The following is a 23,125-nucleotide window of genomic DNA, read 5'->3' as shown; positions in this document are numbered from 1 at the left end:
GGGGCGCCGGGCGCGGACGGCGGCGGCACCGAGGACGACCCGGTGCCGCGGGCGGACCCGGGCGTACCCGGGGCGCCGGGCGGCGGCGGCACGCCCTGCCCGCCGGGCGCCCGCTTGCCCTTGGCCGGCGGCGGGATGGCGGTGGCCTTGCTGGTGGCCTGCTCGGCTATGTCGGCCGCCCCGCCGCCGGACCCGCCAGCACGTCGTGCAGCAGCGCGCCCGCCGCCGCGCCCGCCCGGGTCTCCGCCGCCAGCAGCGCGCCGATCCGCTCCGCCGTGCGCATGGCCTGGGCGATCCGCGGGTCCGGCGCCCGGCCGGGCCCGCCCAGCTCGACGTCGGCCAGATGCCCGTCGTCGAGCAGCCACACGTACCCCTGCACCACCCCGTCGTGCCGCGCGGGCAGGCAGATCCGCCCGGTGAGCACCCCGGCGGAGGGGTCCGGCGGGATCCGCAGCGGGCCGGTCGCGCGGGCGATCCCGAACGCCTCGAACCACGCCCGCACCGCCGCGGTGGACCGCCGGTGCAGGATGGACTTCGTACGCACCGGGTCCATGAGCGAGGAGACGCCGCCGGACGAGCCGTCGCCGGTGTCGTGGACGCCGAAGGCGATCAGCACGAAGTCCCGGTCCTCCAGGGTGGCGGGGGCGCCGAGCGCCGCCGAGACCTCGTCCACCAGCTGCTGGTAGTCGCCGCGCATGACCGCAGCGTCCCATACATCTGTATGAGGACGGAGTCCCGGATGCGTGACACGTGTCGATGGCCCAGGATCGGAGCCATCCTTAGATTTCACGGAGGTGTTACCTGCGCCCCGACCGTGGAGGTGCCCCGTGCTGGGTCCCGTGCTTCTCGCCGCCGCGCGCAGCGACGGAATCCGTCGCGCCGTCTCGGCCGCGCCGGTCAGCCGCCAGGTGGTCGCGCGCTTCGTCGCCGGCGAGGAACTGGGCGACGCCGTCGCCGCCGTCCGCGACCTGGCCGCCCGCGGCCTGGACGTCACCCTCGACCACCTCGGCGAGGACGTCACCGACCCCCGCGAGGCGCTGCGCGCCCGGGACGCGTACCTGGAGCTCACCGAGGTGCTCGCCGCGGAGGGGCTCGGTGACCGCGCCGAGATGTCCGTGAAGCTCTCCGCCTTCGGCCAGGCGCTGCCCGGCGGCCACGACATCGCGCTCGCCCACGTCACCCCGGTGGTCGAAGCCGCCGCCGCGGCCGGCACCACGGTCACCCTCGACATGGAGGAGCACACCACCGTCGACTCCACGCTCGCCGTCCTGCGTACCCTGCGCGAGCGCTTCCCGCAGACCGGCGCCGTGCTGCAGTCGTACCTCTTCCGCACCGAGGAGGACTGCCGCGACCTCGCCGGCGAGGGCTCCCGGGTGCGGCTGGTGAAGGGCGCCTACAAGGAGCCGCCCGTCGTCGCCTTCCAGGACCGGCTGGAGGTGGACCGGGCCTACGTGCGCTGCCTGAAGATCCTCATGACCGGGCGCGGCTACCCCATGATCGGCACACACGACCCCCGGATGATCGCCATCACCCAGGACCTGGCCCGCCGCCACGGCCGCAAGCCCGGCGAGTACGAGTTCCAGATGCTCTACGGGATCCGCCCGCAGGAGCAGCAGCGGCTGGTGGCCGAGGGCCACCGGATGCGCGTCTACACCCCCTACGGAACCGACTGGTACGGCTACTTCATGCGCAGGCTCGCCGAGCGCCCGGCGAACACCGCCTTCTTCCTGCGCGCGCTCGCCGGCCGCCGCTGACGACCGCGCGGGCCCCCGAAAGACTCCGCACTTCGAAGGAGAACGGCAACCATGGACGCTGTGACCCAGGTCCCCGCCCCGTACAACGAGCCGGTGCACACCTACGCCCCCGGCAGCCCGGAGCGCGCGCGGCTGGAGGCCAGGCTCAAGGAGCTGGCCGAGAACCCCATGGAGCTGCCGATGACCATCGGCGGCGTGCGCCGCATGGGCGGCGGCGCGCGCGTCGACGTCGTGCAGCCCCACAACCACAAGGCCGTCCTCGGCACGTACGGCACCGCCACCCGCGCCGACGCGCAGGATGCGATCGACGCCGCCCTGGCCGCCGCCCCCGGCTGGCGCGCGCTGTCCTTCGACGACCGGGCCGCGATCCTGCTCAAGGCCGCCGACCTGCTCGCCGGCCCGTGGCGCGAGACGATCGCCGCCTCCACCATGCTCGGCCAGTCGAAGACCGCACAGCAGGCGGAGATCGACGCGCCCTGCGAGCTGGTCGACTTCTGGCGCTTCAACGTCCACTTCGCCCGCCAGATCATGGACGAGCAGCCGCCGATCCAGCCGCCCGGCGTGTGGAACCGGCTCGACCACCGCCCGCTGGAGGGCTTCGTCTACGCGATCACGCCCTTCAACTTCACCGCGATCGCCGGCAACCTGCCGACCGCGCCCGCCCTCATGGGCAACGTCGTGGTCTGGAAGCCGTCGCCGACCCAGACGCACGCCGCCGTGCTGCTGATGCGGCTGCTGGAGGAGGCCGGGATGCCGCCCGGCGTCATCAACCTCGTCACCGGCGACGGCAAGGACGTCTCCGAGGTCGCGCTGCCGCACCCGGACCTGGCCGGCATCCACTTCACCGGCTCCACCCGCACGTTCCAGCACCTGTGGGGCGAGGTCGGCAGGAACCTGCCCGGCTACAAGGCGTACCCGCGGATCGTCGGCGAGACCGGCGGCAAGGACTTCATCGTCGCCCACCCGAGCGCGGACCCGGCGAAGCTGAAGACCGCGATCACCCGCGGCGCCTTCGAGTACCAGGGCCAGAAGTGCTCGGCCGCCTCCCGCGCGTACGTCCCGCGCTCGCTGTGGGACGGAGGGCTGAAGGACGCGCTGGTCACGGAGACCGAGGGCCTGGCCATGGGCGACGTCACCGACCTGGCGAACTTCCTCGGCGCCGTCATCGACGACCGGGCGTTCGCCAAGAACAAGGCCGCGATCGACCGCGCCAAGGACGACCCGACGTGCGAGATCGTCGCGGGCGGCACGTACGACGACTCCGTCGGCTGGTTCGTCCGCCCGACCGTCGTCGTCTGCTCCGACCCGGAGAACGAGGTCTTCACCCAGGAGTACTTCGGCCCGATCATCGCCGTGCACGTGTACGAGGACGACACCTACGACGCGATGCTGGAGCAGATGGAGTCCGTCGCCGCGTACGCCCTGACCGGCGCGGTGCTCGCGCAGGACCGCGCGGTCATCGCCGAGACGACGCGGCGGCTGCGCTTCGCCGCCGGCAACTTCTACGTCAACGACCGGCCCACCGGCTCGATCGTCGGCCAGCAGCCGTTCGGCGGCGCCCGCGCCTCCGGCACCAACGACAAGGCCGGCTCGAAGTTCAACCTGCTGCGCTGGTCCTCGCCGCGCGCCATCAAGGAGACGATGGACGCCCCCACGGACTACCGCTACCCCCACATGGGCTGACGCCCACCCGAACGCCGCCCCCGGTCGCCTCCCCCGTCGGCCGGGGGCGGCCCCGTGCGCGCGGGCCGGGGCTGTGGTCGTATGGGGATGTATGAAAAGGATGAGCGTCCTCGCCGCCGTCGTGGCGGCCGCCACCGGGAGCACGCTTGCCGCGGCGCTGGTCTCGCCGGGGTGGTGGCCGGCCGCCGGCGTGCTGCTGGCGCTCACGGCGCTCGGCGGGTGGGACCTGCTCCAGCGCCGCCACTCGGTCCTGCGGAACTACCCGCTGCTCGGCCACCTGCGCTTCCTGCTGGAGAAGCTCCGCCCGGAGCTGCAGCAGTACTTCATCGAGCGCAACTTCGACGGCCGGCCCTTCGACCGCGACGTGCGCAGCATCGTCTACGCGCGCGCCAAGGGCACCGCCGCCGAGGAGCCCTTCGGCACGGAGCGCGACGTGGAGGCCCCCGGCTACCCGTTCCTGGTGCACTCCATGGCCCCGGTGCGGATGCCCGACACCCCGCCGCGGGTCCGCGTCGGCGGGCCGGAGTGCACCAGGCCGTACGACATGGCGCTGCTGAACGTCTCCGCGATGAGCTTCGGCGCGCTGTCGTCCCACGCCATCCTCGCGCTCAACGGGGGCGCCGCGCGCGGCGGCTTCGCGCACGACACCGGCGAGGGCGGCATCTCCGAGTTCCACCTGCGGCCCGGCGGCGACCTGGTGTGGGAGATCGGCACCGGCTACTTCGGCTGCCGTACCGGCGACGGCGACTTCGACGCCCGGCAGTTCGCCGACAAGGCCGCCGACGACCGGGTCAGGTGCGTGTCGCTGAAGCTGTCCCAGGGCGCCAAGCCCGGCATCGGCGGGCTGCTGCCCGGCGCCAAGGTCGACGCCCGGATCGCCCGGGCGCGCGGCGTGCCGGAGGGCGAGACGGTGGTCTCGCCGCCGTACCACCGGGTGTTCTCCACCCCGCGGGAGCTGGTGCGGTTCGTCGCCCGGATGCGGGAGCTGGCCGGCGGCAAGCCGACCGGGATCAAGCTGTGCGTGGGCTCGCGGGTGCAGTTCCTCGCGGTCTGCAAGGCGATGCTGGCGGAGGGCACCGCGCCCGACTTCATCCTGGTCGACGGCTCGGAGGGGGGTACGGGGGCGGCCCCGCTGGGGTTCGCCGACAACGTCGGCGCCCCGCTCACCCAGGGGCTCGCGGCCGTGCACGGCGCGCTGGTCGGCACCGGGCTGCGGGACCGGGTCCGCGTCGGCGCCGCGGGCAAGGTCGCCACCGGCGCCGACATCGTCAGGCGGCTCGTCGAGGGCGCCGACTACACGAACTCGGCCCGCGCGATGATGTTCGCCCTCGGCTGTCTGCAGACGCAGCGCTGCCACGCCAACACCTGCCCCGTCGGCGTCACCACCCAGGACCCGCGCCGGGTGCGGGCGCTCGACGTGGCCGACAAGACGCTGCGCGTCGAACGGTTCCAGCGGGCCACCGTGCGCAGCGCCCTGCAGATCATGTCGGCGATGGGCGTGGCCGACCCGTCCGGGCTGCGGCGGCACCAGCTGCGCACGCACGTCGCCCCCCGCGCCGTCCGCCCCGACGACCTGCCCCCCGCGCCGCCCGAGCCCGGGCAGCTGACGGCCGCGCCGCCGCCGGAGTGGGCCGCGGACTGGGCGGCGGCCGACCCGGACCGCTTCACGGTCTGACGCCCCGGCGGCCGGGCCGGGTTACCGTCGTGACATGCGGATCCTCGCCGTGGTCTGGGACATCGACGACACGATCTTCGACCACTCGGGCGCCGAGCGCCGCGCCGCGCTGGAGTACCTGACCGCCCGGGGGCTGCTGGGCCGGTACGCCTCCCCGGCAGCCGCCGCCGCGCACTGGCACGCGGTCTCCGAGGAGTATGTGGACCGCTATCTCGCCGGCGAGTTCACCTTCGTGGACCAGCGGCGCGAGCGGGCCCGGGTGCTGGCGGGGCGGCCGCTGACCGACGCCGAGGCCGACGCCTGGATGGCCGGCTACCTGGCCGCGTACCGGCGGCACTGGCGGGTCTTCCCCGACGTCGTGCCGGCGCTGGACGGCCTCACCCCGCGGTGGCGGCACGGCCTGCTGTCCAACAACAGCACCCCGCACCAGGAGGACAAGCTCCGCGCCATCGGCGTGCACGACCGCTTCGAGGCGCTGGTGTGCTCCGAGGAACTCGGCGTCGCCAAGCCCGCCGCCGGCGCCTTCCACGCGGCCTGCGCCGCGCTCGCGCTGCCGCCGGAGCGCGTCGTCTACGTCGGCGACCGGCCGGACACCGACGCGGCGGCGGCGGACGCGGCGGGGCTGACGGGCGTCTGGCTGGACCGCGGCGGCGCGGAGGCCCCCGGCCGGGCCCCCGCGGGGGTGCGCCGCATCACCTCGCCTGCACAGCTCGCGGTGCTGCTGGACACCCTCGACTCCTAGCGATCACCGCAGGTCGGGGCGGGTGCTGTCTCAGATAGTAGGAAGCCCGAGTATATGGCGAGACAAGAACGCTTTGACGTCCTACTTTTGTAGAAGCCGAACGCTCGCGGAACAGCGACGGTGGTCGAGGCATGGCGCCTTCCGGCAGGTGACCCCTGCGGCGCCGCTCCCGCCCCAGCGGCGTCCCCACATTCCTCCGGCATCCCTTCAGGAGCTGCCCCATGGCTGCCACCACCACGGTCCGCCGCGCCCGCCACTCCGCCCGCACCGGGCAGAGCCAGGACTCCGCGCTCGCCCGGAAGAACGCCGCCGCCGCGCTGCAGCGGGCGTTCGACCGCCGCGACAACGGCGGCGCGACCGGCCACTGAGCCGCTCAGCGGCCCCGTACCACCTCGAAGCGGTCGATCCGGGTGCCGTCGTCGGCGTACGCCGCCGCCCGGAGCACGGGTGCGGGTCCCGGCCGGGACTCCACCGCGAGGAACGAGTGGCCCGTGTAGCGCACCCGGGACCACTCGACGCCCTCCGGCGCCTGCCCGCCCGACCGCGTCCAGCGGAACGTGTCGACCACGCCCCGGTCGCGGCGCCGGCCCTCGTAGCTGTCCGGCGCGCTGAAGTCGTACAGCCTGCGCCCGCCGCCGCCCGCGGTCACGTAGACCGCGCCGTGCCGCTCGGTGTCCACCGAGCCGCCGACCGGCAGCGGGCGGGTCAGGGCCCCGGCGCGCAGCGCGTCGGTGCGCTCGTAGACGTGGTTGTGGCCGTTGATCACCAGGTCGACGCGGTGGGTGTCGAACAGCGGCGTGAAGTGCTCCCGCACCCCGCCGTCCGAGGCGTGCGTGCTGGTGGAGTACGCGCAGTGGTGGAAGAAGACCACGACGAAGTCGACGCCGGGCTCTCTCCGCAGCTGACCGAGCCGGCGGTCCAGCCAGCGCGCCTGGGCGCCGTCGGTGAAGCCGAGGTTGGCCGGGATCTCGTACGACACGTCGTTGGCGTCCAGCGCCACGACCGCCACGTTGCCGTAGACGAAGGAGTACGCCCCCGGCGCCTCCCGCGGGTCGAAGCCGCTGCCGGGCAGCGTCCAGCGCGCCCGCTGGCCGCCGTAGCCGTCGGGGGAGTACCACGCCTCCATGTCGTGGTTGCCCATCGCCGGCATCCACGGGACCCCGGAGGCGACCGGGGCGATCTGCCGCAGGAAGCCGTCCCACACCCGGGCGTCGTAGCGGCCGGTCGGCAGGCCGTGGCCGGAGTCCTCGGCGTAGCAGATGTCTCCGGCGTGCAGGTGGAAGGCCGGAGGGCCGCCCGGCAGGGCGGCGATGCGGCGGGTGACGGCGCGGGCGGCGGGGCCGGTGCCCTGGTCGCCGAAGGCGGTGAAGACGAAGCGCTCCGGCCGGGCGGGTGCCGTGCGGAACTCCGCCAGGTGCGCCGCCGCCCCCCGGGAGGCCGCGCCGGGAGATGCGGCGGGGTCGAACTCGTCGTGGCCGAGGCCGTAGACGTACGTCGTGCCCGGCTCCAGGCCGTCCAGCGCGGCGTGCACGTAGTGCTGCTCCACCGCCGGCAGGCCGTTCAGCGCCGGGGTCTTCAGCGGCCGGATCTCGGCGTCGACCCGCCCGCCGAGGTCGCCGCGGCCGGTGCCGTAGCGCAGGTACGGCCCGCGCACCCGCAGCGGGAGCTGCCAGCCGACGCGCATCTGGGTGCGCGGGTCGGCGCCGAACGCCAGATGCCGGCCGAACGCCGCCGGCGCCCCGGTGGGCGCGGGGCTGACGACGGCCGCCGAGGAGCCGTCCGTACGCCCGGACCCCCCGCCGCCGTCGCCGTCCCCGTCGCACCCGGCGAGCAGCAGCCCGCCGGCCAGCCCGCCCGCGCCGGTGACGACGCGGCGCCGGGAGTGCCTGCGGCGCAGGTACTCGTGCTGCTCGGCCATGCTCATGCCGCGGGCGAGCCGCGCCGGGATGCCGAAGCCGGGAGTGTCCATACGCCCGAGCATTCCCCCCGGCCGCCGACGCATGGGACAACCACGGCCGTCGGCGTGGTGAACGCCCCCCGGCTGTCCACATCCCGGACGGCGGTGTCATCCCGCAAGACGTAGCGCGTAGGCTCCCCGTCATGTCTCGCAGCATTCGTCTCGCGTCCATTCCCGGCGACGGCATCGGCCCCGAGGTCGTGGCCCAGGGCCTGAAAGTGCTCTCCGCCGTCCTGCCGCAGGACGTGAAGCTGGAGACCGAGAGCTTCGACCTGGGCGCCCGCCGCTGGCACGCCACCGGCGAGACCCTGCCGGACGCGGAGCTGGCGGCGCTCGCGGAGTACGACGCGATCCTGCTCGGCGCCATCGGCGACCCCTCGGTGCCGTCCGGCGTGCTGGAGCGGGGGCTGCTGCTGAAGCTGCGCTTCGCCTTCGACCACTACGTGAACCTGCGGCCGTCGAGGCTCTTCCCCGGCACCGACACCCCGCTGGCCGGCCGCCCCGACATCGACTTCGTCGTCGTCCGCGAGGGCACCGAGGGCCCGTACACCGGCAACGGCGGCAGCCTGCGCACCGGCACCCCGGCCGAGGTGGCCACCGAGGTCAGCGTCAACACCGCGTACGGCGTGGAGCGCGTGGTCCGGGACGCGTACGAGCGCGCCCAGGCCCGCCCGCGCCGGAAGCTGACCCTCGTGCACAAGAACAACGTGCTGGTCCACGCCGGCCGCCTGTGGAAGGACACCTTCGACCGGGTCGGCGCCGAGTACCCCGGGGTCACCACCGACTACCTGCACGTCGACGCCGCGACGATCTTCCTCACCACGCAGCCGGAGCGGTTCGACGTGATCGTCACCGACAACCTCTTCGGCGACATCCTCACCGACCTCGCCGCCTCCGTCAGCGGCGGCATCGGCCTCGCCGCCTCCGGGAACATCAACCCGGCCGGCGCCTTCCCGTCGATGTTCGAGCCGGTCCACGGCTCCGCGCCGGACATCGCCGGCACCGGCAGGGCCGACCCGACGGCCACGGTCCTGTCGGTCGCCCTGCTCCTGCGCCACCTCGGCTACGCCGCGCAGGCCGCCCGCGTCGAGGAGGCCGTCGAGGCCGACCTGGCCGCGCGGGGAGCCGCTCGCCGCACCACGGACGAGATCGGCGACGCGCTCGCCGCCCGAGTATCCGGCTGACCGCCGGGACCACGCTCACCGCGGCCGGCCCGGCCGGTCAGGTTTCCCCCTCACGGCCGGCTGACGCTGCCCGCACGGCGGCGTCAGTGCGACGATGACCCTTCGGGCCGCGTACCACCGCCACGCTTGCCGCTGCCCGCGCCCGCGTCATAATCGACAGCGGAGCCGCGGCACGGGGTAATGCTCGGACGTCCTAGTACCTTCGGGTGCGGGGGCCTTCGCACGGGACGCGGTCCGCCACACACCGAACGGTGAAGGACACGAATCTCATGACCACGATCGAGCTCAAGCCGTCCGCGCACCCGCTGTCCGACGCGGAGCGCGAGGCCATCCTGACCAACCCCGGCTTCGGCAAGCACTTCACCGACCACATGGTCACGATCAAGTGGACCGAGGGGCGCGGCTGGCACGAGGCGCAGCTCCAGCCGTACGCGCCGCTGACCCTCGACCCGGCGACGATGGCGCTGCACTACGGCCAGTCCATCTTCGAGGGGCTGAAGGCCTACCGGCAGCCCGACGGCAGCGTCCGCACCTTCCGGCCGGACGCCAACGCGCGCCGCTTCCAGCAGTCCGCGCGCCGGCTGGCCATGCCGGAGCTGCCCGTCGACACCTTCGTCGAGGCCATCGACGTGCTGGTCCGCCAGGACAAGGCGTGGGTGCCGGGCACCGGCGAGGAGTCGCTGTACCTGCGCCCGTTCATGTTCGCGACCGAGGTCGGCCTCGGCGTGAACTCGCCGGCGCGCGAGTACCTGTTCATGGTGCTGGCCTCGCCGGCCGGCGCGTACTTCCACGGCGGCATCAAGCCGGTGTCGGTGTGGCTGAGCGAGGAGTACGTGCGCGCCGCGCCCGGCGGCACCGGCGAGGCCAAGTGCGCGGGCAACTACGCCGGCGCCATGGCCGCCACCCTCCAGGCCGTGCAGCAGGGCTGCGACCAGGTGGTGTGGCTGGACGCGGTGGAGCGCCGGTGGATCGAGGAGATGGGCGGGATGAACCTGTACTTCGTGCGGGGCGAGGGCCCCGAAGCGGAGGTGGTCACTCCCGAGCTGACCGGCACGCTGCTGCCCGGCATCACCCGCGACTCGCTGCTGACCATCGCCGCCGACCTCGGCTACCGGACCGGGGAGGTGCGGATCTCCAAGGAGGAGTGGCAGGCCGGCTGCGCGGACGGCACCATAACGGAGACCTTCGCCTGCGGCACGGCCGCGGTCATCACGCCGGTGGGGCACGCGAAGTCCGGCTCGGCGGAGTGGACGGTCGCCGACGGGTCGATGGGGCCGGTCACGGCGCGGCTGCGCAAGGCGCTGGTCGACGTGCAGACCGGGCAGACCGCGGACGTGCACGGCTGGATGCACGAGCTGGGCTGACGCCCCGGACACGGGCGGCACCGTACGGGCGGCGCCCCGCCGGGGCGCCGCGGAGGGGCCGCCGCCGGTGCGGCGGCGGCCCCCGTGGTGCCGGGCGGTGCCGGGTGCGTCAGTAGACGCTCACGTCGTACACGTCGAGCGCCTCGGTGATCGGCTGGTGGATGGCGGAGCCGTTGCTGCCGGTGCAGCCCGCGCTGCCGGAGTGGATGCCGTACGCGGTCGTGCCCGAGAAGTGGGCGCCGCCGCTGTCGCCGCCCGCGGAGCAGGCGGTGGTGCGGACCATGTTGTAGACCGGGCCGTCGCTGTAGTTGACGGTCACGTTGACCGCGGTCACCTCGCCGCTGGTGAGCCCGGTGGTGGAGCCGCTCTTCTGGATGGCCTGGCCGACGACGGCGTCGGCGGCGCCGGAGATATCCCGGCTGCTGCCGTTGTACAGGTTCACGGTGCCGGCGGGGGTGGAGCCGTCGGTGTAGCGGACGATGCCGTAGTCGTTGGTCGGGAAGCTGGTGCCCTCCCGGGTGCCGATGGCCGGGCCGCCGTTGCTGGCCGACCAGGAGGAGCCCGCGTTGGTGCAGTGGCCCGCGGTCAGGAAGTAGCGGGCGTTGTTCTTCGTCACGTTGAACGCCGCGGAGCAGCGGTAGCCGCCGCCGTAGATCGCGTCGCCGCCGATGACCTCCTCGCGGAACACCCCGGGGATCCGCTCCACCCGGGCTGCGCCGTCGAGGCTCCTGGCGACGTGCTTCAGCTTCGCGTACTCGGCGGCGGACACCGTGGAGTCGGCCTGGACGGATATCTGGTTGGTGGCGGGGTCGACACCCCAGGAGGTGCCGGTGATCTTCGCCCGCTTCTCGAAGGCGCCCATCGCGGAGCGCAGTTCCGCGGCGCTGTGCTCGACCAGTTCGGCGCGGACGCCGGCGGCGCGGGCCTCGGCGGCGGCGGCCTTGTCGGTGACGGTGACGACCAGGTCGCCGCTGTCGGCGTCCAGGTAGGCGCCGGCGCTGTCGGCGCCGAGGCTGCGCGCGACTTCGGCGCCCCGCGCGAGCGTCGCCGCGTCGGCCTGTACTCCCTGCCCGGACCGTTCGGCCGGCGGGGGTGCCGCGGCGGCCGAGCCGCCGAGGGCGGCGGTGCCGAGCAGGAGGAGGGCGGCGAGAGTGCCGCCCAGGCGCGCGGACATGTGGGGTCTCATGCGGTGGTTCTCCTTTGTGTGAACCATGTGGGGGTTGCGTGGGAGGTGCCGTACCGACTGGTCGGGGACCAAGTTGGCACGCGCATGTCACCCGCACAAGACCGCGTCGGGCCGGGCTCGTTCGTACGAAACGTGGGCAGTCTGCCCGTATTGTGAGACGGCACTCCGGCCGTCGCGCGGGCTGTGCCACACTGCCGGACGTGACCTCGTCCGCCGTCATGATTATTGGCAACAGGCGCGCCGGTCCGCGCTGACCCGTCCCGCGATCCGCACACGGTGACGGCTCACCGCGTCCCAGACCCGCGCGCAGACCTCTCGCGACCCGCGAGGGGTCTTTTGCATGTGCGGGGCCGGAGAGCACACCCTCCCGACAGGAGCACTTCGATGACCACAGAGCCCGAAGCCCCCGAGACCCCGGAATCCCCCGGAGCCCCTGCCGATGGGTTCCACGTCTTCGACACCACGCTGCGCGACGGCGCGCAGCGCGAGGGCATCAGCCTCACCGTCGCGGACAAGCTGGCCATCGCCCGGCACCTCGACGACTTCGGCGTGGGCTTCATCGAGGGGGGCTGGCCCGGCGCGGTGCCCCGGGACACGGAGTTCTTCCGCCGCGCGCGCGACGAGATCGACTTCCGGCACGCTCGGCTCGTCGCGTTCGGCGCCACCCGCAGGGCGGGCGTCCGGGTCGAGGACGACCCGCAGGTGCTCGCGCTGCTGGAGTCCGGGGCCCCCGTCGTCACCCTGGTCGCCAAGGCGCACGACCGGCACGTGGAGCTGGCGCTGCGCACCACGCTCGCGGAGAACCTCGCGATGGTGCGCGACACCGTGGCGTTCCTGCGCGAGCACGGCCGCCGGGTCTTCGTCGACTGCGAGCACTTCTTCGACGGCCACCGCGCCGACGCCGCGTACGCCAAGCAGGTCGTCGCCGCCGCACACGAGGCCGGTGCCGACGTCGTCGTGCTCTGCGACACCAACGGCGGCATGCTCCCCGGCCAGGTCCGCGAGACCGTCGCCGAGGTGCTGGCCGCGACCGGCGCGCGGCTGGGCATGCACGCGCAGGACGACTCCGGCTGCGCCGTGGCCAACACCCTGGCGGCCGTCGACGGCGGCGCCACCCACGTCCAGTGCACGGCCAACGGCTACGGCGAGCGCGTCGGCAACGCCAACCTCTTCCCGGTGGTCGCCGCCCTGGAGCTGAAGTACGGGATGCGGGTGCTGCCCGCGGGCCGGCTGGCGGAGATGACGCGGATCTCGCACGCCGTCGCCGAGGTCGTCAACATCGCGCCCGCCACCCACCAGCCGTACGTGGGGGTCTCGGCCTTCGCCCACAAGGCGGGCCTGCACGCCTCCGCCATCAAGGTCGACCCCGACCTGTACCAGCACATCGACCCCGAGCTGGTCGGCAACCGGCTGCGCATGCTGGTCTCCGACATGGCCGGCCGGGCGTCCATCGAGCTGAAGGGCAAGGACCTCGGCCTCGACCTCGGCGACGACCGCGAGTTGCTGAGCCGGGTCGTGGAGCGGGTCAAGGAGAACGAGCACCGGGGGCTGACGTACGAGGCCGCCGACGCCTCCTTCGAGCTGCTGCTCCGTGAGGAGCTGCAGCTGCGCGAGTCCGGCCGGGCCCGGCGCTACTTCCGCACCGAGTCCTGGCGGGCCATCGTCGAGGACCGGCCGGACGGCACCCACGCCAACGAGGCCACGGTCAAGCTGTGGGCGAAGGGCGAGCGGATCGTCGTGACGGCGGAGGGCAAGGGCCCGGTCCACGCGCTGGACCGGGCGCTGCGGGTGGCGCTGGAGCGGATCTACCCCCAGCTGGCGGACTTCGAGCTGGTCGACTACAAGGTGCGGATACTGGAAGGCACCCACGGCACGGAGTCGACGACGCGCGTGCTCATCACCACCGGCGACGGCCGCGGCGAGTGGGACACCGTCGGCGTCGCGGACAACGTCATCGCCGCGTCGTGGCAGGCGCTGGACGACGCGTACGCGTACGGGCTGCTGCGGGCCGGCGTCGTGCCGCAGGAGTAGCGGCCGGCCCGCCGGGCGGCGCCTGCCGGGCGGGCCGCAGCACCGCCAGGGTCACCACCGCCGCCGCCACGATCAGCGCCGCCCCGATGCCGAACGCCAGCTGGAAGCCGCCCGTCAGCGCCGCGTCCCGGCCGTGCCCGGCCGCGGCCAGCGCCTCCGTACGCGCCGTCGCCAGCGTGGTCAGCACCGCGACGCCCAGCGCGCCGCCGACCTGCTGCCCGGTGTTGAACAGCCCGGAGACCACCCCGGCGTCGTCCTCGCGCGCCCCGGACATGCCCAGCGCGGTCATCGCCGGCAGCACCAGCCCGCCGCCGCTGATCAGCAGCATCGTCGGCAGCAGATGCGCCACGTAGCTGACCTCGGCCGGGTCCCTGGGTACCCGCACGAGCAGCGCCAGCGCCAGCGCGAGGAGCACCAGCCCGGCCAGCAGCACCGTCCGCTCGCCGAACCGGGCCACCAGCCGGGCGGAGACGAGCAGCGACGTCACGCCGATCGTGACCGCGGCCGGCAGCATCGCGAAGCCGGTCTCGGCGGCCCCGTAGCCCAGCACCTGCTGCAGGTAGAGCGCGGCGATGATCTGGAAGGCGAACATCCCCGAGATCACGAGCAGCTGGACGGCGTTGGCGCCGGCGACGGTGCGCGAGCGGAAGACGCGCAGCGGCAGCAGCGGCGCGGCGGCCCGGGCCTGGCGGAGCACGAAGCCGGCGAGCAGGGCGGCGGCGAGCGCCGCGGAGCCGAGGGTGCGGCCGGAGGTCCAGCCGTGGCTCCCGGTCTCCACGATGGTGTAGACGCCGAGCATCAGCCCGGAGGTGACCAGCAGCGCCCCGGCGACGTCCGCCCCGGCGGCGAGTCCGACGCCGCGGCCGCCGGGCAGCACGCGCAGCGCGAGCACCGCGGTGGCCGCGCCGATGGGCAGGTTGACGAAGAAGATCCAGTGCCAGCTCAGCGCGTCGGTGAGCACGCCGCCGAGCACCTGGCCCAGCGACGCGCCGGTCGCGCCGGTGAACGCGAAGGCGCCGATGGCCCGGGCCCGCTCCTTCGGGTCGGTGAAGAGCGTGACGATCATGCCGAGCCCGACCGCGGAGGCCAGCGCCCCGCCGACGCCCTGCAGGAAGCGGGCGGCGATGAGCATCCACGGCTCGGCGGCCAGCCCGCACAGCAGCGAGGCGGCGGTGAAGAGCGCGACGCCGGCGACGAACACCCGCTTGCGGCCGAGCAGGTCGCCGAGCCGGCCGGCGAGGAGGAGCAGCCCGCCGAAGGCGATCAGGTAGGCGTTGACCGTCCAGGTCAGGTCGGCCGGGGAGAACCCCAGGTCCCGCTGGATGGCGGGGAGCGCGACGGTGACGATGCTCCCGTCGAGGATGATCATCAGCGCGCCGGTGCAGAGGATCGCGAGTGCGAACCAGCGGGATCGGTCGGGCCGTGGGCCGGTGGCGTTCATGAAGGCTCTCCTGTGCGTTCGGGCAACAGGAGAGACCGTAGCAGATAGTTTCGTACGAGAGTATCTGTTGTTCAGTTTTCTTTTGCGGACCTTCTTGGGTGGCTACCGCCGGGCCTGCCGCGCCCGGCGTACGGGCTGGTCGGACGGGACCGGGTGGGCGAGCGGGCCCGCCATCAGGGCCTCCAGGGCGTCGACGACCGCGTCCCGCTGCGCGGCCGGCAGGGTGCCGAGCACCTCCCGGTGCACCCGGTCGACGACCTCCTGGCCGCGCGCCGCGATCTCCGCGCCCGCCTCGGTGACGTGGATGATGCGGGCCCGGCGGTCCGTGCTCGACGGCCGCCGCTCGGCGTACCCGGCCTTCTCCAGGCCGTCCACGGTCACCACCATCGTCGTCTTGTCCAGGTACGCCAGCTCGGCGAGCTGGCCCTGGGTGCGCTCGGCCTCCAGCGCGTGCACGAGCACGCACTGCTCGCGCTGGAGGAGGCCGACCTCGCTCAGCGCGGCGGACAGCCGGGTGTTGAGCACGTGCCCGGTGTGCGTGAGGAGGCCGGTCACGTCCGGTACCGTGCGGGCGGGGGTGCGGGGTGCGGGCGTGGTGGTCATGGGGTCAGGCTAACAAGAAGGTCTGCTTTCGAACCTTCTTCTGTATCGACTATATGTTCAACTGTGTTGTCGGGCCCCCACAGCGTGCGTCGACGTGTCGTTGGATGGTGTGTGGCCCCGTCACGTGCACATAGTGCCGGGTGCTCATGATTTTCGAGTCGACGTTGTAGGGAAATGACATAAGGTTCGACGCCCTCGTACCCGTACCGTCGTCGTATGACCACAGTGGACGACGCCCCAGCCGGCGTGGCAGCGACGGCCGGTGTCACCGAGAACGAGGCCCGGGGGCGCGCGGCCGAGTTGCGCCGCATCCGCGCGCAGGTCCACGCGGGGCCCAGCGAGCGGGCGACCGCCGCCCAGAAGGCCAAGGGGAAGCTCACCGCCCGGGAGCGGATCGACCTGCTGCTGGACGAGGGGTCGTTCAACGAGGTGGAGCCGCTGCGGCGGCACCGGGCCACCGGGTTCGGCCTGGAGGCCAGGAAGCCGTACACGGACGGCGTGATCACCGGCTGGGGGACGGTGCACGGCCGGACGGTCTTCCTCTACGCGCACGACTTCCGGATCTTCGGCGGGGCGCTCGGCGAGGCGCACGCCTACAAGATCCACAAGATCATGGACAAGGCGATCGCGGCCGGCGCGCCGCTGGTCAGCCTCAACGACGGCGCGGGGGCGCGGATCCAGGAGGGCGTCGCGGCGCTCGCCGGGTACGGCGGCATCTTCCAGCGCAACACGCGCGCGTCGGGCGTCATCCCGCAGATCTCGGTGATGCTGGGCCCGTGCGCGGGCGGCGCGGCGTACAGCCCGGCGCTCACCGACTTCGTCTTCATGGTCCGCGAGACCTCGCAGATGTTCATCACCGGGCCCGACGTGGTCAAGGCGGTGACGGGCGAGGAGATCACCCAGAACGGCCTGGGCGGCGCCGACGTGCACGCGGAGACGTCCGGCGTGTGCCACTTCGCGTACGACGACGAGGTGACGTGCCTGGAGGAGGTGCGCTACCTGCTGTCGATGCTGCCGCAGAACAACCGGGAGAACCCGCCGGCGGTCACCGCCGAGGACCCGGCCGACCGCGGCGGCGACGTGCTGCTCGACCTGGTGCCGGCCGACGGCAACCGGCCGTACGACATGCGCAGGGTGATCGAGGAGATCGTCGACGACGGCGAATACCTTGAGGTGCACGAGCGCTGGGCGACCAACCTGCTCTGCTCGCTGGCCCGGTTCGACGGCCACGTGGTCGGGATCATCGCCAACCAGCCGCAGTCGATGGCGGGCGTGCTGGACATCGAGGCGAGCGAGAAAGGTGCCCGCTTTGTCCAGATGTGCGATGCTTTCAACATCCCGATCGTCACCCTGCTCGACGTGCCGGGGTTCCTGCCGGGCGTCGACCAGGAGCACGGCGGGATCATCCGGCACGGGGCGAAGCTGCTGTACGCGTACTGCAACGCCACGGTGCCGCGGATCTCGGTGGTCCTGCGGAAGGCGTACGGCGGCGCCTACATCGTGATGGACAGCCAGTCCATCGGCGCCGACCTGACGTACGCCTGGCCGACCAACGAGATCGCGGTGATGGGCGCCGAGGGCGCCGCCAACGTCATCTTCCGGCGCGACATCGCGGCCGCGGAGGACCCCGAGGCCAAGCGCACGGAGATGGTCAAGCAGTACAAGGCCGAGCTGATGCACCCGTACTACGCGGCCGAACGCGGCCTCGTGGACGACGTCATCGACCCCGCCGACACCCGCCAGACCCTCATCCGGTCACTGGCCATGCTGCGGACGAAGCACGCCGACCTGCCGGCCCGCAAGCACGGCAACCCGCCGCAGTGACCACCCCGGCGCACCAGCGCCCGCAGCCGACCGCGCAGCACAGCACAGGAGCACACACGTGACCACGCCGCACACCGAGAACCTCGTCCGGGTCGAGAAGGGCGAGGCCAGCGAGGAGGAGCTGGCCGCGCTCACCGCGGTGCTGCTCGCCCGCGCCGCCGCGCCCGGCCCTGCGCACGCCCGCCACGGCGGGCACGGCGCCTCCGCGGCCCGCTGGCGCCGGCTGGAGCGCCAGCACGGCTTCCGCGCCCCGCACAGCTGGCAGCGCTGACGAAGGCGAAGGCGCCGCCGGGCCCCCTGCCGCGGCGCCGGGCTCAGCCCCGCTCCGCCTCCAGCCGCGCCAGCGCAGCGTCGACGCGCGCCAGCGTGCGCTCGCGGCCCAGCACCTCCAGCGACTCGAACAGCGGCAGCCCCACCGTCCGCCCGGTCACCGCGACCCGCACCGGCGCCTGCGCCTTGCCCAGCTTCAGCCCGTGCTCCTCGCCCGCGGCGAGCACCGCCTCCTTCAGCGCCTCCGCCGACCACTCCGCCGCCGCCAGCCTCCCGCGCGCCGTGCGCAGCAGGTCGGCCGCTCCCGGCTGCCCGGGCTGCCCCGGCTTCATCGCCTTGGCCCACGACTTCTCGTCGGACACCGGCTCGTCGAGGAAGAGGAAGTCGACGTTGGCCGTGATGTCGGACAGCACCGTCAGCCGCGTCTGCGCCAGCGGCGCCACCGCCGCGAAGGCGTCCGCGTCGAACGACTCCTCCGGCCACGGCGCGTACGGCGCCCGCAGCCAGGGCCCGCACCGCTCGGCGAAGTCCTTCACGTCCAGCATGCGGATGTGGTCCGCGTTGACGGCCTCCGCCTTCTTCAGGTCGAAGCGGGCCGGGTTGGGCACCACGTCGGCGATGTCGAAGGCCGCGACCAGCTCCTCGCGGGTGAAGACGTCCCGGTCGGGGGCGAGCGACCAGCCCAGCAGCGAGAGGTAGTTGATCAGTCCCTCGGGCAGGAAGCCGCGCTCGCGGTAGAGGTTGAGCGAGGACTGCGGGTCGCGCTTGGACAGCTTCTTGTTGCCCTCGCCCATGACGTACGGCAGGTGGCCGAACTCCGGCACCCGTCCGGCGACGCCCAGCTCGATCAGCGCGCGGTAGAGCGCGATCTGCCGCGGGGTGGAGGACAGCAGGTCCTCGCCGCGCAGCACGTGCGTGATCTCCATCAGCGCGTCGTCGACGGGGTTGACCAGGGTGTAGAGGGGGGCGCCGCTGGCGCGCACGATGCCGTAGTCGGTGACGTTCTCGGGTGCGAACGTCAGTTCGCCGCGCACCAGGTCGGTGAAGGCGATCGTCTCGTCCGGCATCCGGAAGCGGACGATCGACGTCCGGCCCTCGGCCTCGTACGCGGCCACCTGTTCGGCGGTCAGGTCGCGGCAGTGCCCGTCGTACCCGGAGGGCCGTCCGGCCGCGCGCGCCGCCTCGCGGCGCTCCTCCAGCTCCGCCGTGGTGCAGTAGCAACGGTAGGCGTGCCCGGCGTCCTGGAGGCGGCGGGCCACGTCCGCGTAGATGTCCATGCGCTGCGACTGCCGGTACGGCGCGTGCGGCCCGCCGGCCTCGGGGCCCTCGTCCCAGTCGATGCCCAGCCAGCGGAAGGAGTCGAGCAACTGCTCGTACGACTCCTCCGAGTCGCGGGCCGCGTCGGTGTCCTCGATCCGGAAGACCAGCGAGCCGCCGGTGTGGCGCGCGTACGCCCAGTTGAACAGGGCGGTGCGCACCAGGCCCACGTGGGGGTTCCCGGTGGGGGAGGGGCAGAAGCGGACCCGCACGGGGGTCGGGGGGGCTGCGCTAGCCACGCTTGATCACCTTGTTGGCGAGAGTGCCGATGCCTTCGATGGTGACGGCGACCTCGTCGCCGTCGTGGAGCGGGCCGACGCCCGCGGGGGTCCCGGTGAGGACGACGTCGCCGGGCAGCAGCGTCATCGCCTCGGTGATGTGCGCGATCAGCTCGGGGATGGAGCGCACCATGTCCGTCGTCCGGCCGAGCTGGCGCTGGTCGCCGTTGACGGTGCACTGGATGGCGATGCCCTCGGCGATCCGCTCCGGGTCGAGGCCGGTCTCGACCCACGGGCCGAGCGGGCAGGAGGTGTCGAAGCCCTTGGCCCGGGCCCACTGGTTCTCGCGCCGCTGCACGTCGCGCGCGGTCACGTCGTTCGCACAGGTGTAGCCGAGGATCACGTCCCGGGCGCGGTCCAGCGGCACCTCGCGGCAGAGCCGGCCGATGACGACGGCCAGCTCCGCCTCGTGGTGCAGGTCGTCGCTGAAGGACGGGTACGCGATGGGGTCCCCGGGGCCGATCACCGAGGTGGACGGCTTGAAGAAGGTGACGGGCACCTCCGGCGGGCTCGACAAGGGGTGTCCCAGCTCCGCGGCGTGCTCGGCGTAGTTGCGGCCGATCGCGACGACCTTGTTGGGGAGCACGGGGGGCAGCAGCCGCACCTTGTCCAGCGGGAGCCTGCGGCCCGACCGCTCGAACTCGGCGAAGGGATGGCCCTTGATCAGGTCGAGGGTGACCTCGCCCCGGGGGGCGCCGGCGCCGTCGAAGCCGTCGGAGCCTTCGACCACACCGAACGCGACGCTGCCGTCGACGGAGAACCTGGCGATACGCACGCGGCCAGGCTATCGCCCCGCCGGCGGGCGCCGTGCCGCGCGGGTCAGGCGTCGGCCGGGACGTCCGCCAGCACGGTACGGCGCGGGTTCGCGGTGCGCTCCGGCTGCGCGCCCTCGGACGGGGCCGCGGCGCCGCCGGGCCGGGCGGTCGCGCCGGGCGGCTCGGGGAGCAGCAGGTCCCCGGCGTCGTCGAGGTGGGCGAGGGTGGTGCGTCGCGGGTTGGCTATGGTGCGGAAGATCATGACGGTGACGTGCGCCTTACGTGCCGGGGCCCGCTGGGCGGGCCGACGAGTTCTGTGCCGTGCGGAACTTTACGGAACAGGCCGTAGTGTCAACGGAAGGGTAGGCGCCGCTATTCCCCGCACCGCCGGGACCCATCCCGTAGGGGATTGTGACTTTCCTCACCTCGCCGGTGACGAATGCCAAATATCGGCGGGCCCGCTGATCGGCTAAAACAGGCCATCGACTGATGAAACTGACATTTCCCAACCGATGGGCTCGACCCGGGACAGGGGCCCGCGCCATGCACCTCGTAGGAAAATGTCCGTTATCCCCGCCCGTCCCGTCCACCACGGGTAACCTGTCTGGCACGGTAGGTAATTGCAGTCGAGCTGTTACCCCCGGGCCTTGTTGGAGATCCCGGCACTGTGCTGGAATTCCACGGACCGTCGCTGGGGTGCAGTCGACGCAAAGGCGCAACGGGGCGTCACGCGGGGGCTGTACGGGGAGCTTGCGCCGGTTGGTTCACGGCGGGCGGGGGCCTAGGCTCCCGCACGACCAGACAACGCTCCGGTGCTTGCACCGGAGCCGGTCCTAGAGGTTGCGACGCTAGTGCAGGGACGATTGAAGACTGACGGCAGCGTTCCGGGCGAGCCTGAGGTGCGCGGGTCGACCGACCGCGCAGCCTCTCTTCGGTACGGCCAGAGCGCGGGCTCCTCGCCGGACCGGACGGCCGACCGCGGCGGCGCTCGAATACCCGCGCCCGAGGCCGGGGACTTCGCCAGCATGCAGCAGCCCAAGGGCTCGAAGGGGCCGGGCTCCCGGATCCTGCTGCGCAACTGGCGCATCAGCACCAGACTCGTCTCGCTCCTCGCGCTCCCCGTGGTCGCCGCGACCACGCTGGGAGCTTTCCGCATCGAGGACTCCTATCAGGACCTGCAGCAGCTGGAGAACATGAAGCTGCTGACGGACATGACCGAGGAGGCCACCGAACTCGCCGACATGCTCCAGCAGGAGCGCGACAAGTCGGCCGGCCTCATCGTCGACGGCAACCCCAAGCACCCCGACATCACCGACGCCCGCGACGAGACCGACAAGGCCCTGGTCGCCTTCACCCGGTCCGCGGACGAGATCGACACCACCGGCGACGAGGCCCTCACGGGGGTCAACAACTCGCTGACGAGCGTCATCGAGAAGCTCAACCGGATCAACGGCATCCGCAAGACCGCGTACGCGGACGGCACCGGCGGCTCCGCCCAGACGGTCAAGTCGTACGGCGAGCTGATCGACTCCCTGGTCTACCTCTCCCAGGACATGGCCCTGGCGACCAGCAACCCGGAGATGATCGCCAAGACCCGGGCGCTGGCCACCTTCTCCTCCGCCAAGGAGTTCGCCTCCATCCAGCAGGCGATCATCAGCGCCGCCCTCGCCGAGGAGCCGCGCGACGACTTCGCCGAGGCCGACCGGCTGGAGGCCTCCTCCGCGCAGGAGGCCGAAGGCTCCGCGCTCAAGCTCTTCGCCCACCTGTACTCCGGCCGGATCGGCCTGACGGACCTGATGCGCTCGCTGGACGGCGGCAACGCCTCCGTGCAGCAGGCCGACACGTTCGCCAAGAACCTGGTGAACAACCCGGACAGCATCAAGAACGCCGACATGAGCTACCGGCACTGGTACGAGCTGGACAGCGTCAAGATCGAAGAGATGAAGAAGATCGAGCAGCACCTGCTCCAGGAGATGGAGCAGACTGCGCGCGACCTGCGGTCCGAGACCCAGCAGGAAGCGATCTTCAACGGGGTCCTGATCCTCCTGGTCCTGCTCATCTCGCTCGCCGGCGCCTTCGTCGTCGCCCGCTCCATGGTCCGCTCGCTGCGCCGGCTGCAGGACACCGCGCAGACCGTCGCCCAGAAGCGGCTGCCCGAGCTGGTCAAGCAGCTCTCCGACGCCGACCCGCAGGACGTCGACACCTCCGTCGAGAACGTCGGCATCAACAGCCGGGACGAGATCGGCAAGGTGGCGTCCGCGTTCGACGACGTCCACCGCGAGGCGGTGCGGCTGGCCGCCGAGCAGGCGCTGCTGCGGGGCAACGTGAACGCGATGTTCACCAACCTCTCCCGCCGCAGCCAGGGTCTCATCCAGCGGCAGCTCTCCCTCATATCCGAACTGGAGTCCCGCGAGGCCGACCCGGACCAGCTGGAGAACCTCTTCAAGCTCGACCACCTCGCCACCCGCATGCGCCGCAACGGCGAGAACCTCCTGGTCCTCGCCGGCGAGGAGCCGGGCCGCCGGTGGACCCGCCCGGTCCCGCTGGTCGACGTGCTGCGCGCCGCCGCCTCCGAGGTGGAGCAGTACGAGCGCATCGAACTCTCCGCCGTGCCGGCCACCCAGGTCGCCGGCCGGGTCGTCAACGACCTCGTCCACCTGCTCGCCGAGCTGCTGGAGAACGCCACCTCGTTCTCCTCGCCGCAGACCAAGGTCAAGGTCACCGGCCACGCCCTGCCCGACGGGCGGGTGCTGGTGGAGATCCACGACACCGGCATCGGGCTGTCGCCCGAGGACCTCGGGGCGATCAACGAGCGGCTGGCCAGCCCGCCCACGGTCGACGTCTCCGTCTCCCGCCGCATGGGCCTGTTCGTGGTCGGCCGGCTCTCCCTGCGCCACGGCATCCGCATCCAGCTGCGCCCCTCCGACTCCGGCGGCACCACGGCGCTGGTCATGCTCCCCGTCGACGTCACGCAGAACGGCGGCGGCGTCGGCGCCAAGCAGCCCGCGGGCGCGGGGGCCGGTGCCTCCGGCCCGGGCGGGCCCCGGTTCGACGGGTTCGG

At 73.0% G+C, this 23,125-nt stretch carries 18 protein-coding genes and 1 pseudogene; 11 read left to right on the top strand and 8 right to left on the bottom strand.

Annotation, left to right across the window (positions count from 1 at the left end):
• Positions 1–697 (bottom strand): annotated as a pseudogene (locus ABD317_RS14615) (PucR family transcriptional regulator); the annotation flags it as partial.
• Positions 698–827: 130 nt separating this feature from the next.
• On the opposite strand from ABD317_RS14615, the gene ABD317_RS14610 reads away from it, so the two are divergent.
• The 5 genes from ABD317_RS14610 (at position 828) to ABD317_RS14590 (ending at position 6,222) form a co-directional block, all read left to right on the top strand.
• Positions 828–1,754 (top strand): proline dehydrogenase family protein, encoded by a 927-nt coding sequence (locus ABD317_RS14610; RefSeq protein ID WP_344290419.1) that lies wholly within the window; start codon positions 828–830, stop codon positions 1,752–1,754.
• A gap of 51 nt (positions 1,755–1,805) precedes the next feature.
• Positions 1,806–3,437: an L-glutamate gamma-semialdehyde dehydrogenase gene (gene pruA, locus ABD317_RS14605; protein WP_344290418.1), complete on the top strand. Its 1,632-nt coding sequence runs from the start codon at positions 1,806–1,808 to the stop codon at positions 3,435–3,437.
• 100 nt (positions 3,438–3,537) lie between these two features.
• Positions 3,538–5,112, top strand: coding sequence for an FMN-binding glutamate synthase family protein (locus ABD317_RS14600; protein ID WP_425582368.1), 1,575 nt, complete (start codon positions 3,538–3,540; stop codon positions 5,110–5,112).
• Positions 5,113–5,146: 34 nt separating this feature from the next.
• Positions 5,147–5,854: an HAD family hydrolase gene (locus tag ABD317_RS14595; RefSeq protein ID WP_344290416.1), complete on the top strand. Its 708-nt coding sequence runs from the start codon at positions 5,147–5,149 to the stop codon at positions 5,852–5,854.
• Positions 5,855–6,075: 221 nt separating this feature from the next.
• Positions 6,076–6,222: a hypothetical protein gene (locus ABD317_RS14590; RefSeq protein WP_199789037.1), complete on the top strand. Its 147-nt coding sequence runs from the start codon at positions 6,076–6,078 to the stop codon at positions 6,220–6,222.
• Positions 6,223–6,227: 5 nt separating this feature from the next.
• Here ABD317_RS14590 and ABD317_RS14585 read toward each other — a convergent pair whose 3' ends face one another.
• Positions 6,228–7,823: a purple acid phosphatase family protein gene (locus ABD317_RS14585; RefSeq protein ID WP_344290415.1), complete on the bottom strand. Its 1,596-nt coding sequence runs from the start codon at positions 7,821–7,823 to the stop codon at positions 6,228–6,230.
• Positions 7,824–7,954: 131 nt separating this feature from the next.
• Between ABD317_RS14585 and ABD317_RS14580 the strand changes: the two genes are divergently transcribed.
• Both ABD317_RS14580 and ABD317_RS14575 read left to right on the top strand, forming a co-directional pair.
• Positions 7,955–8,995 (top strand): 3-isopropylmalate dehydrogenase, encoded by a 1,041-nt coding sequence (locus ABD317_RS14580; RefSeq protein WP_344290414.1) that lies wholly within the window; start codon positions 7,955–7,957, stop codon positions 8,993–8,995.
• Between the two features lie 269 nt (positions 8,996–9,264).
• The gene (locus ABD317_RS14575) at positions 9,265–10,359 is read left to right on the top strand and encodes a branched-chain amino acid aminotransferase (protein WP_344290413.1); all 1,095 of its coding nucleotides are present in this window, start codon (positions 9,265–9,267) and stop codon (positions 10,357–10,359) included.
• 109 nt (positions 10,360–10,468) lie between these two features.
• Here ABD317_RS14575 and ABD317_RS14570 read toward each other — a convergent pair whose 3' ends face one another.
• Positions 10,469–11,545, bottom strand: a complete 1,077-nt coding sequence (locus ABD317_RS14570; RefSeq protein ID WP_344290412.1) for a S1 family peptidase — start codon at positions 11,543–11,545, stop codon at positions 10,469–10,471.
• Positions 11,546–11,929: 384 nt separating this feature from the next.
• Between ABD317_RS14570 and cimA the strand changes: the two genes are divergently transcribed.
• Positions 11,930–13,576: a citramalate synthase gene (gene cimA / locus ABD317_RS14565; protein WP_344290411.1), complete on the top strand. Its 1,647-nt coding sequence runs from the start codon at positions 11,930–11,932 to the stop codon at positions 13,574–13,576.
• On the opposite strand, the gene ABD317_RS14560 is transcribed toward cimA, so the two are convergent.
• Positions 13,497–15,017 (bottom strand): MFS transporter, encoded by a 1,521-nt coding sequence (locus tag ABD317_RS14560; protein WP_344290410.1) that lies wholly within the window; start codon positions 15,015–15,017, stop codon positions 13,497–13,499. The two genes, cimA and ABD317_RS14560, sit on opposite strands and share 80 nt — an antisense overlap.
• A gap of 102 nt (positions 15,018–15,119) precedes the next feature.
• Entirely contained in the window at positions 15,120–15,620 is a 501-nt protein-coding gene (locus tag ABD317_RS14555; protein WP_027755597.1) for a MarR family transcriptional regulator, read from the bottom strand.
• 216 nt (positions 15,621–15,836) lie between these two features.
• On the opposite strand from ABD317_RS14555, the gene ABD317_RS14550 reads away from it, so the two are divergent.
• Positions 15,837–17,444 (top strand): carboxyl transferase domain-containing protein, encoded by a 1,608-nt coding sequence (locus ABD317_RS14550; protein WP_027755598.1) that lies wholly within the window; start codon positions 15,837–15,839, stop codon positions 17,442–17,444.
• A 58-nt stretch (positions 17,445–17,502) separates the two neighbouring features.
• On the top strand, positions 17,503–17,715 hold the full coding sequence (locus ABD317_RS14545; protein ID WP_027755599.1) for an acyl-CoA carboxylase epsilon subunit: 213 nt from the start codon (positions 17,503–17,505) through the stop codon (positions 17,713–17,715).
• Positions 17,716–17,758: 43 nt separating this feature from the next.
• Here ABD317_RS14545 and gltX read toward each other — a convergent pair whose 3' ends face one another.
• Genes gltX through ABD317_RS14530 form a run of 3 tightly spaced genes read right to left on the bottom strand, consistent with a single transcriptional unit; the run spans position 17,759 to position 20,326 of the window.
• On the bottom strand, positions 17,759–19,243 hold the full coding sequence (gltX, locus tag ABD317_RS14540; RefSeq protein ID WP_344290420.1) for a glutamate--tRNA ligase: 1,485 nt from the start codon (positions 19,241–19,243) through the stop codon (positions 17,759–17,761).
• Between the two features lie 19 nt (positions 19,244–19,262).
• Entirely contained in the window at positions 19,263–20,084 is an 822-nt protein-coding gene (locus ABD317_RS14535; protein ID WP_344290409.1) for a fumarylacetoacetate hydrolase family protein, read from the bottom strand.
• A gap of 44 nt (positions 20,085–20,128) precedes the next feature.
• Positions 20,129–20,326, bottom strand: a complete 198-nt coding sequence (locus ABD317_RS14530) for a hypothetical protein (protein WP_027755602.1) — start codon at positions 20,324–20,326, stop codon at positions 20,129–20,131.
• 589 nt (positions 20,327–20,915) lie between these two features.
• Here ABD317_RS14530 and ABD317_RS14525 point away from each other — a divergent pair.
• Positions 20,916–23,125: sensor histidine kinase (locus tag ABD317_RS14525; RefSeq protein ID WP_344290408.1), on the top strand; the 2,210-nt coding region annotated here is incomplete at its 3' end.

The sequence above is a fragment of the Streptomyces synnematoformans genome (genome assembly GCF_039531005.1).
Taxonomy (GTDB): Bacteria; Actinomycetota; Actinomycetes; order Streptomycetales; family Streptomycetaceae; genus Streptomyces; species Streptomyces synnematoformans.
The sequence above is the reverse complement of the archived record's forward strand: the minus strand, read 5'-3'. Positions and strand labels throughout refer to the sequence as shown.

Excerpts from the sequence above, each read along its gene's own strand:
- pruA (WP_344290418.1), top strand. The coding sequence starts at position 1,806 with ATGGACGCTGTGACCCAGGTCCCCGCCCCGTACAACGAGCCGGTGCAC.
- ABD317_RS14600 (WP_425582368.1), top strand. The coding sequence starts at position 3,538 with ATGAGCGTCCTCGCCGCCGTCGTGGCGGCCGCCACCGGGAGCACGCTT.
- ABD317_RS14595 (WP_344290416.1), top strand. The coding sequence starts at position 5,147 with ATGCGGATCCTCGCCGTGGTCTGGGACATCGACGACACGATCTTCGAC.
- ABD317_RS14590 (WP_199789037.1), top strand. The coding sequence starts at position 6,076 with ATGGCTGCCACCACCACGGTCCGCCGCGCCCGCCACTCCGCCCGCACC.
- ABD317_RS14585 (WP_344290415.1), bottom strand. The coding sequence starts at position 7,823 with ATGGACACTCCCGGCTTCGGCATCCCGGCGCGGCTCGCCCGCGGCATG.
- ABD317_RS14580 (WP_344290414.1), top strand. The coding sequence starts at position 7,955 with ATGTCTCGCAGCATTCGTCTCGCGTCCATTCCCGGCGACGGCATCGGC.
- ABD317_RS14575 (WP_344290413.1), top strand. The coding sequence starts at position 9,265 with ATGACCACGATCGAGCTCAAGCCGTCCGCGCACCCGCTGTCCGACGCG.
- ABD317_RS14570 (WP_344290412.1), bottom strand. The coding sequence starts at position 11,545 with ATGAGACCCCACATGTCCGCGCGCCTGGGCGGCACTCTCGCCGCCCTC.
- cimA (WP_344290411.1), top strand. The coding sequence starts at position 11,930 with ATGACCACAGAGCCCGAAGCCCCCGAGACCCCGGAATCCCCCGGAGCC.
- ABD317_RS14560 (WP_344290410.1), bottom strand. The coding sequence starts at position 15,017 with ATGAACGCCACCGGCCCACGGCCCGACCGATCCCGCTGGTTCGCACTC.
- ABD317_RS14555 (WP_027755597.1), bottom strand. The coding sequence starts at position 15,620 with ATGACCACCACGCCCGCACCCCGCACCCCCGCCCGCACGGTACCGGAC.
- ABD317_RS14550 (WP_027755598.1), top strand. The coding sequence starts at position 15,837 with ATGACCACAGTGGACGACGCCCCAGCCGGCGTGGCAGCGACGGCCGGT.
- ABD317_RS14530 (WP_027755602.1), bottom strand. The coding sequence starts at position 20,326 with ATGATCTTCCGCACCATAGCCAACCCGCGACGCACCACCCTCGCCCAC.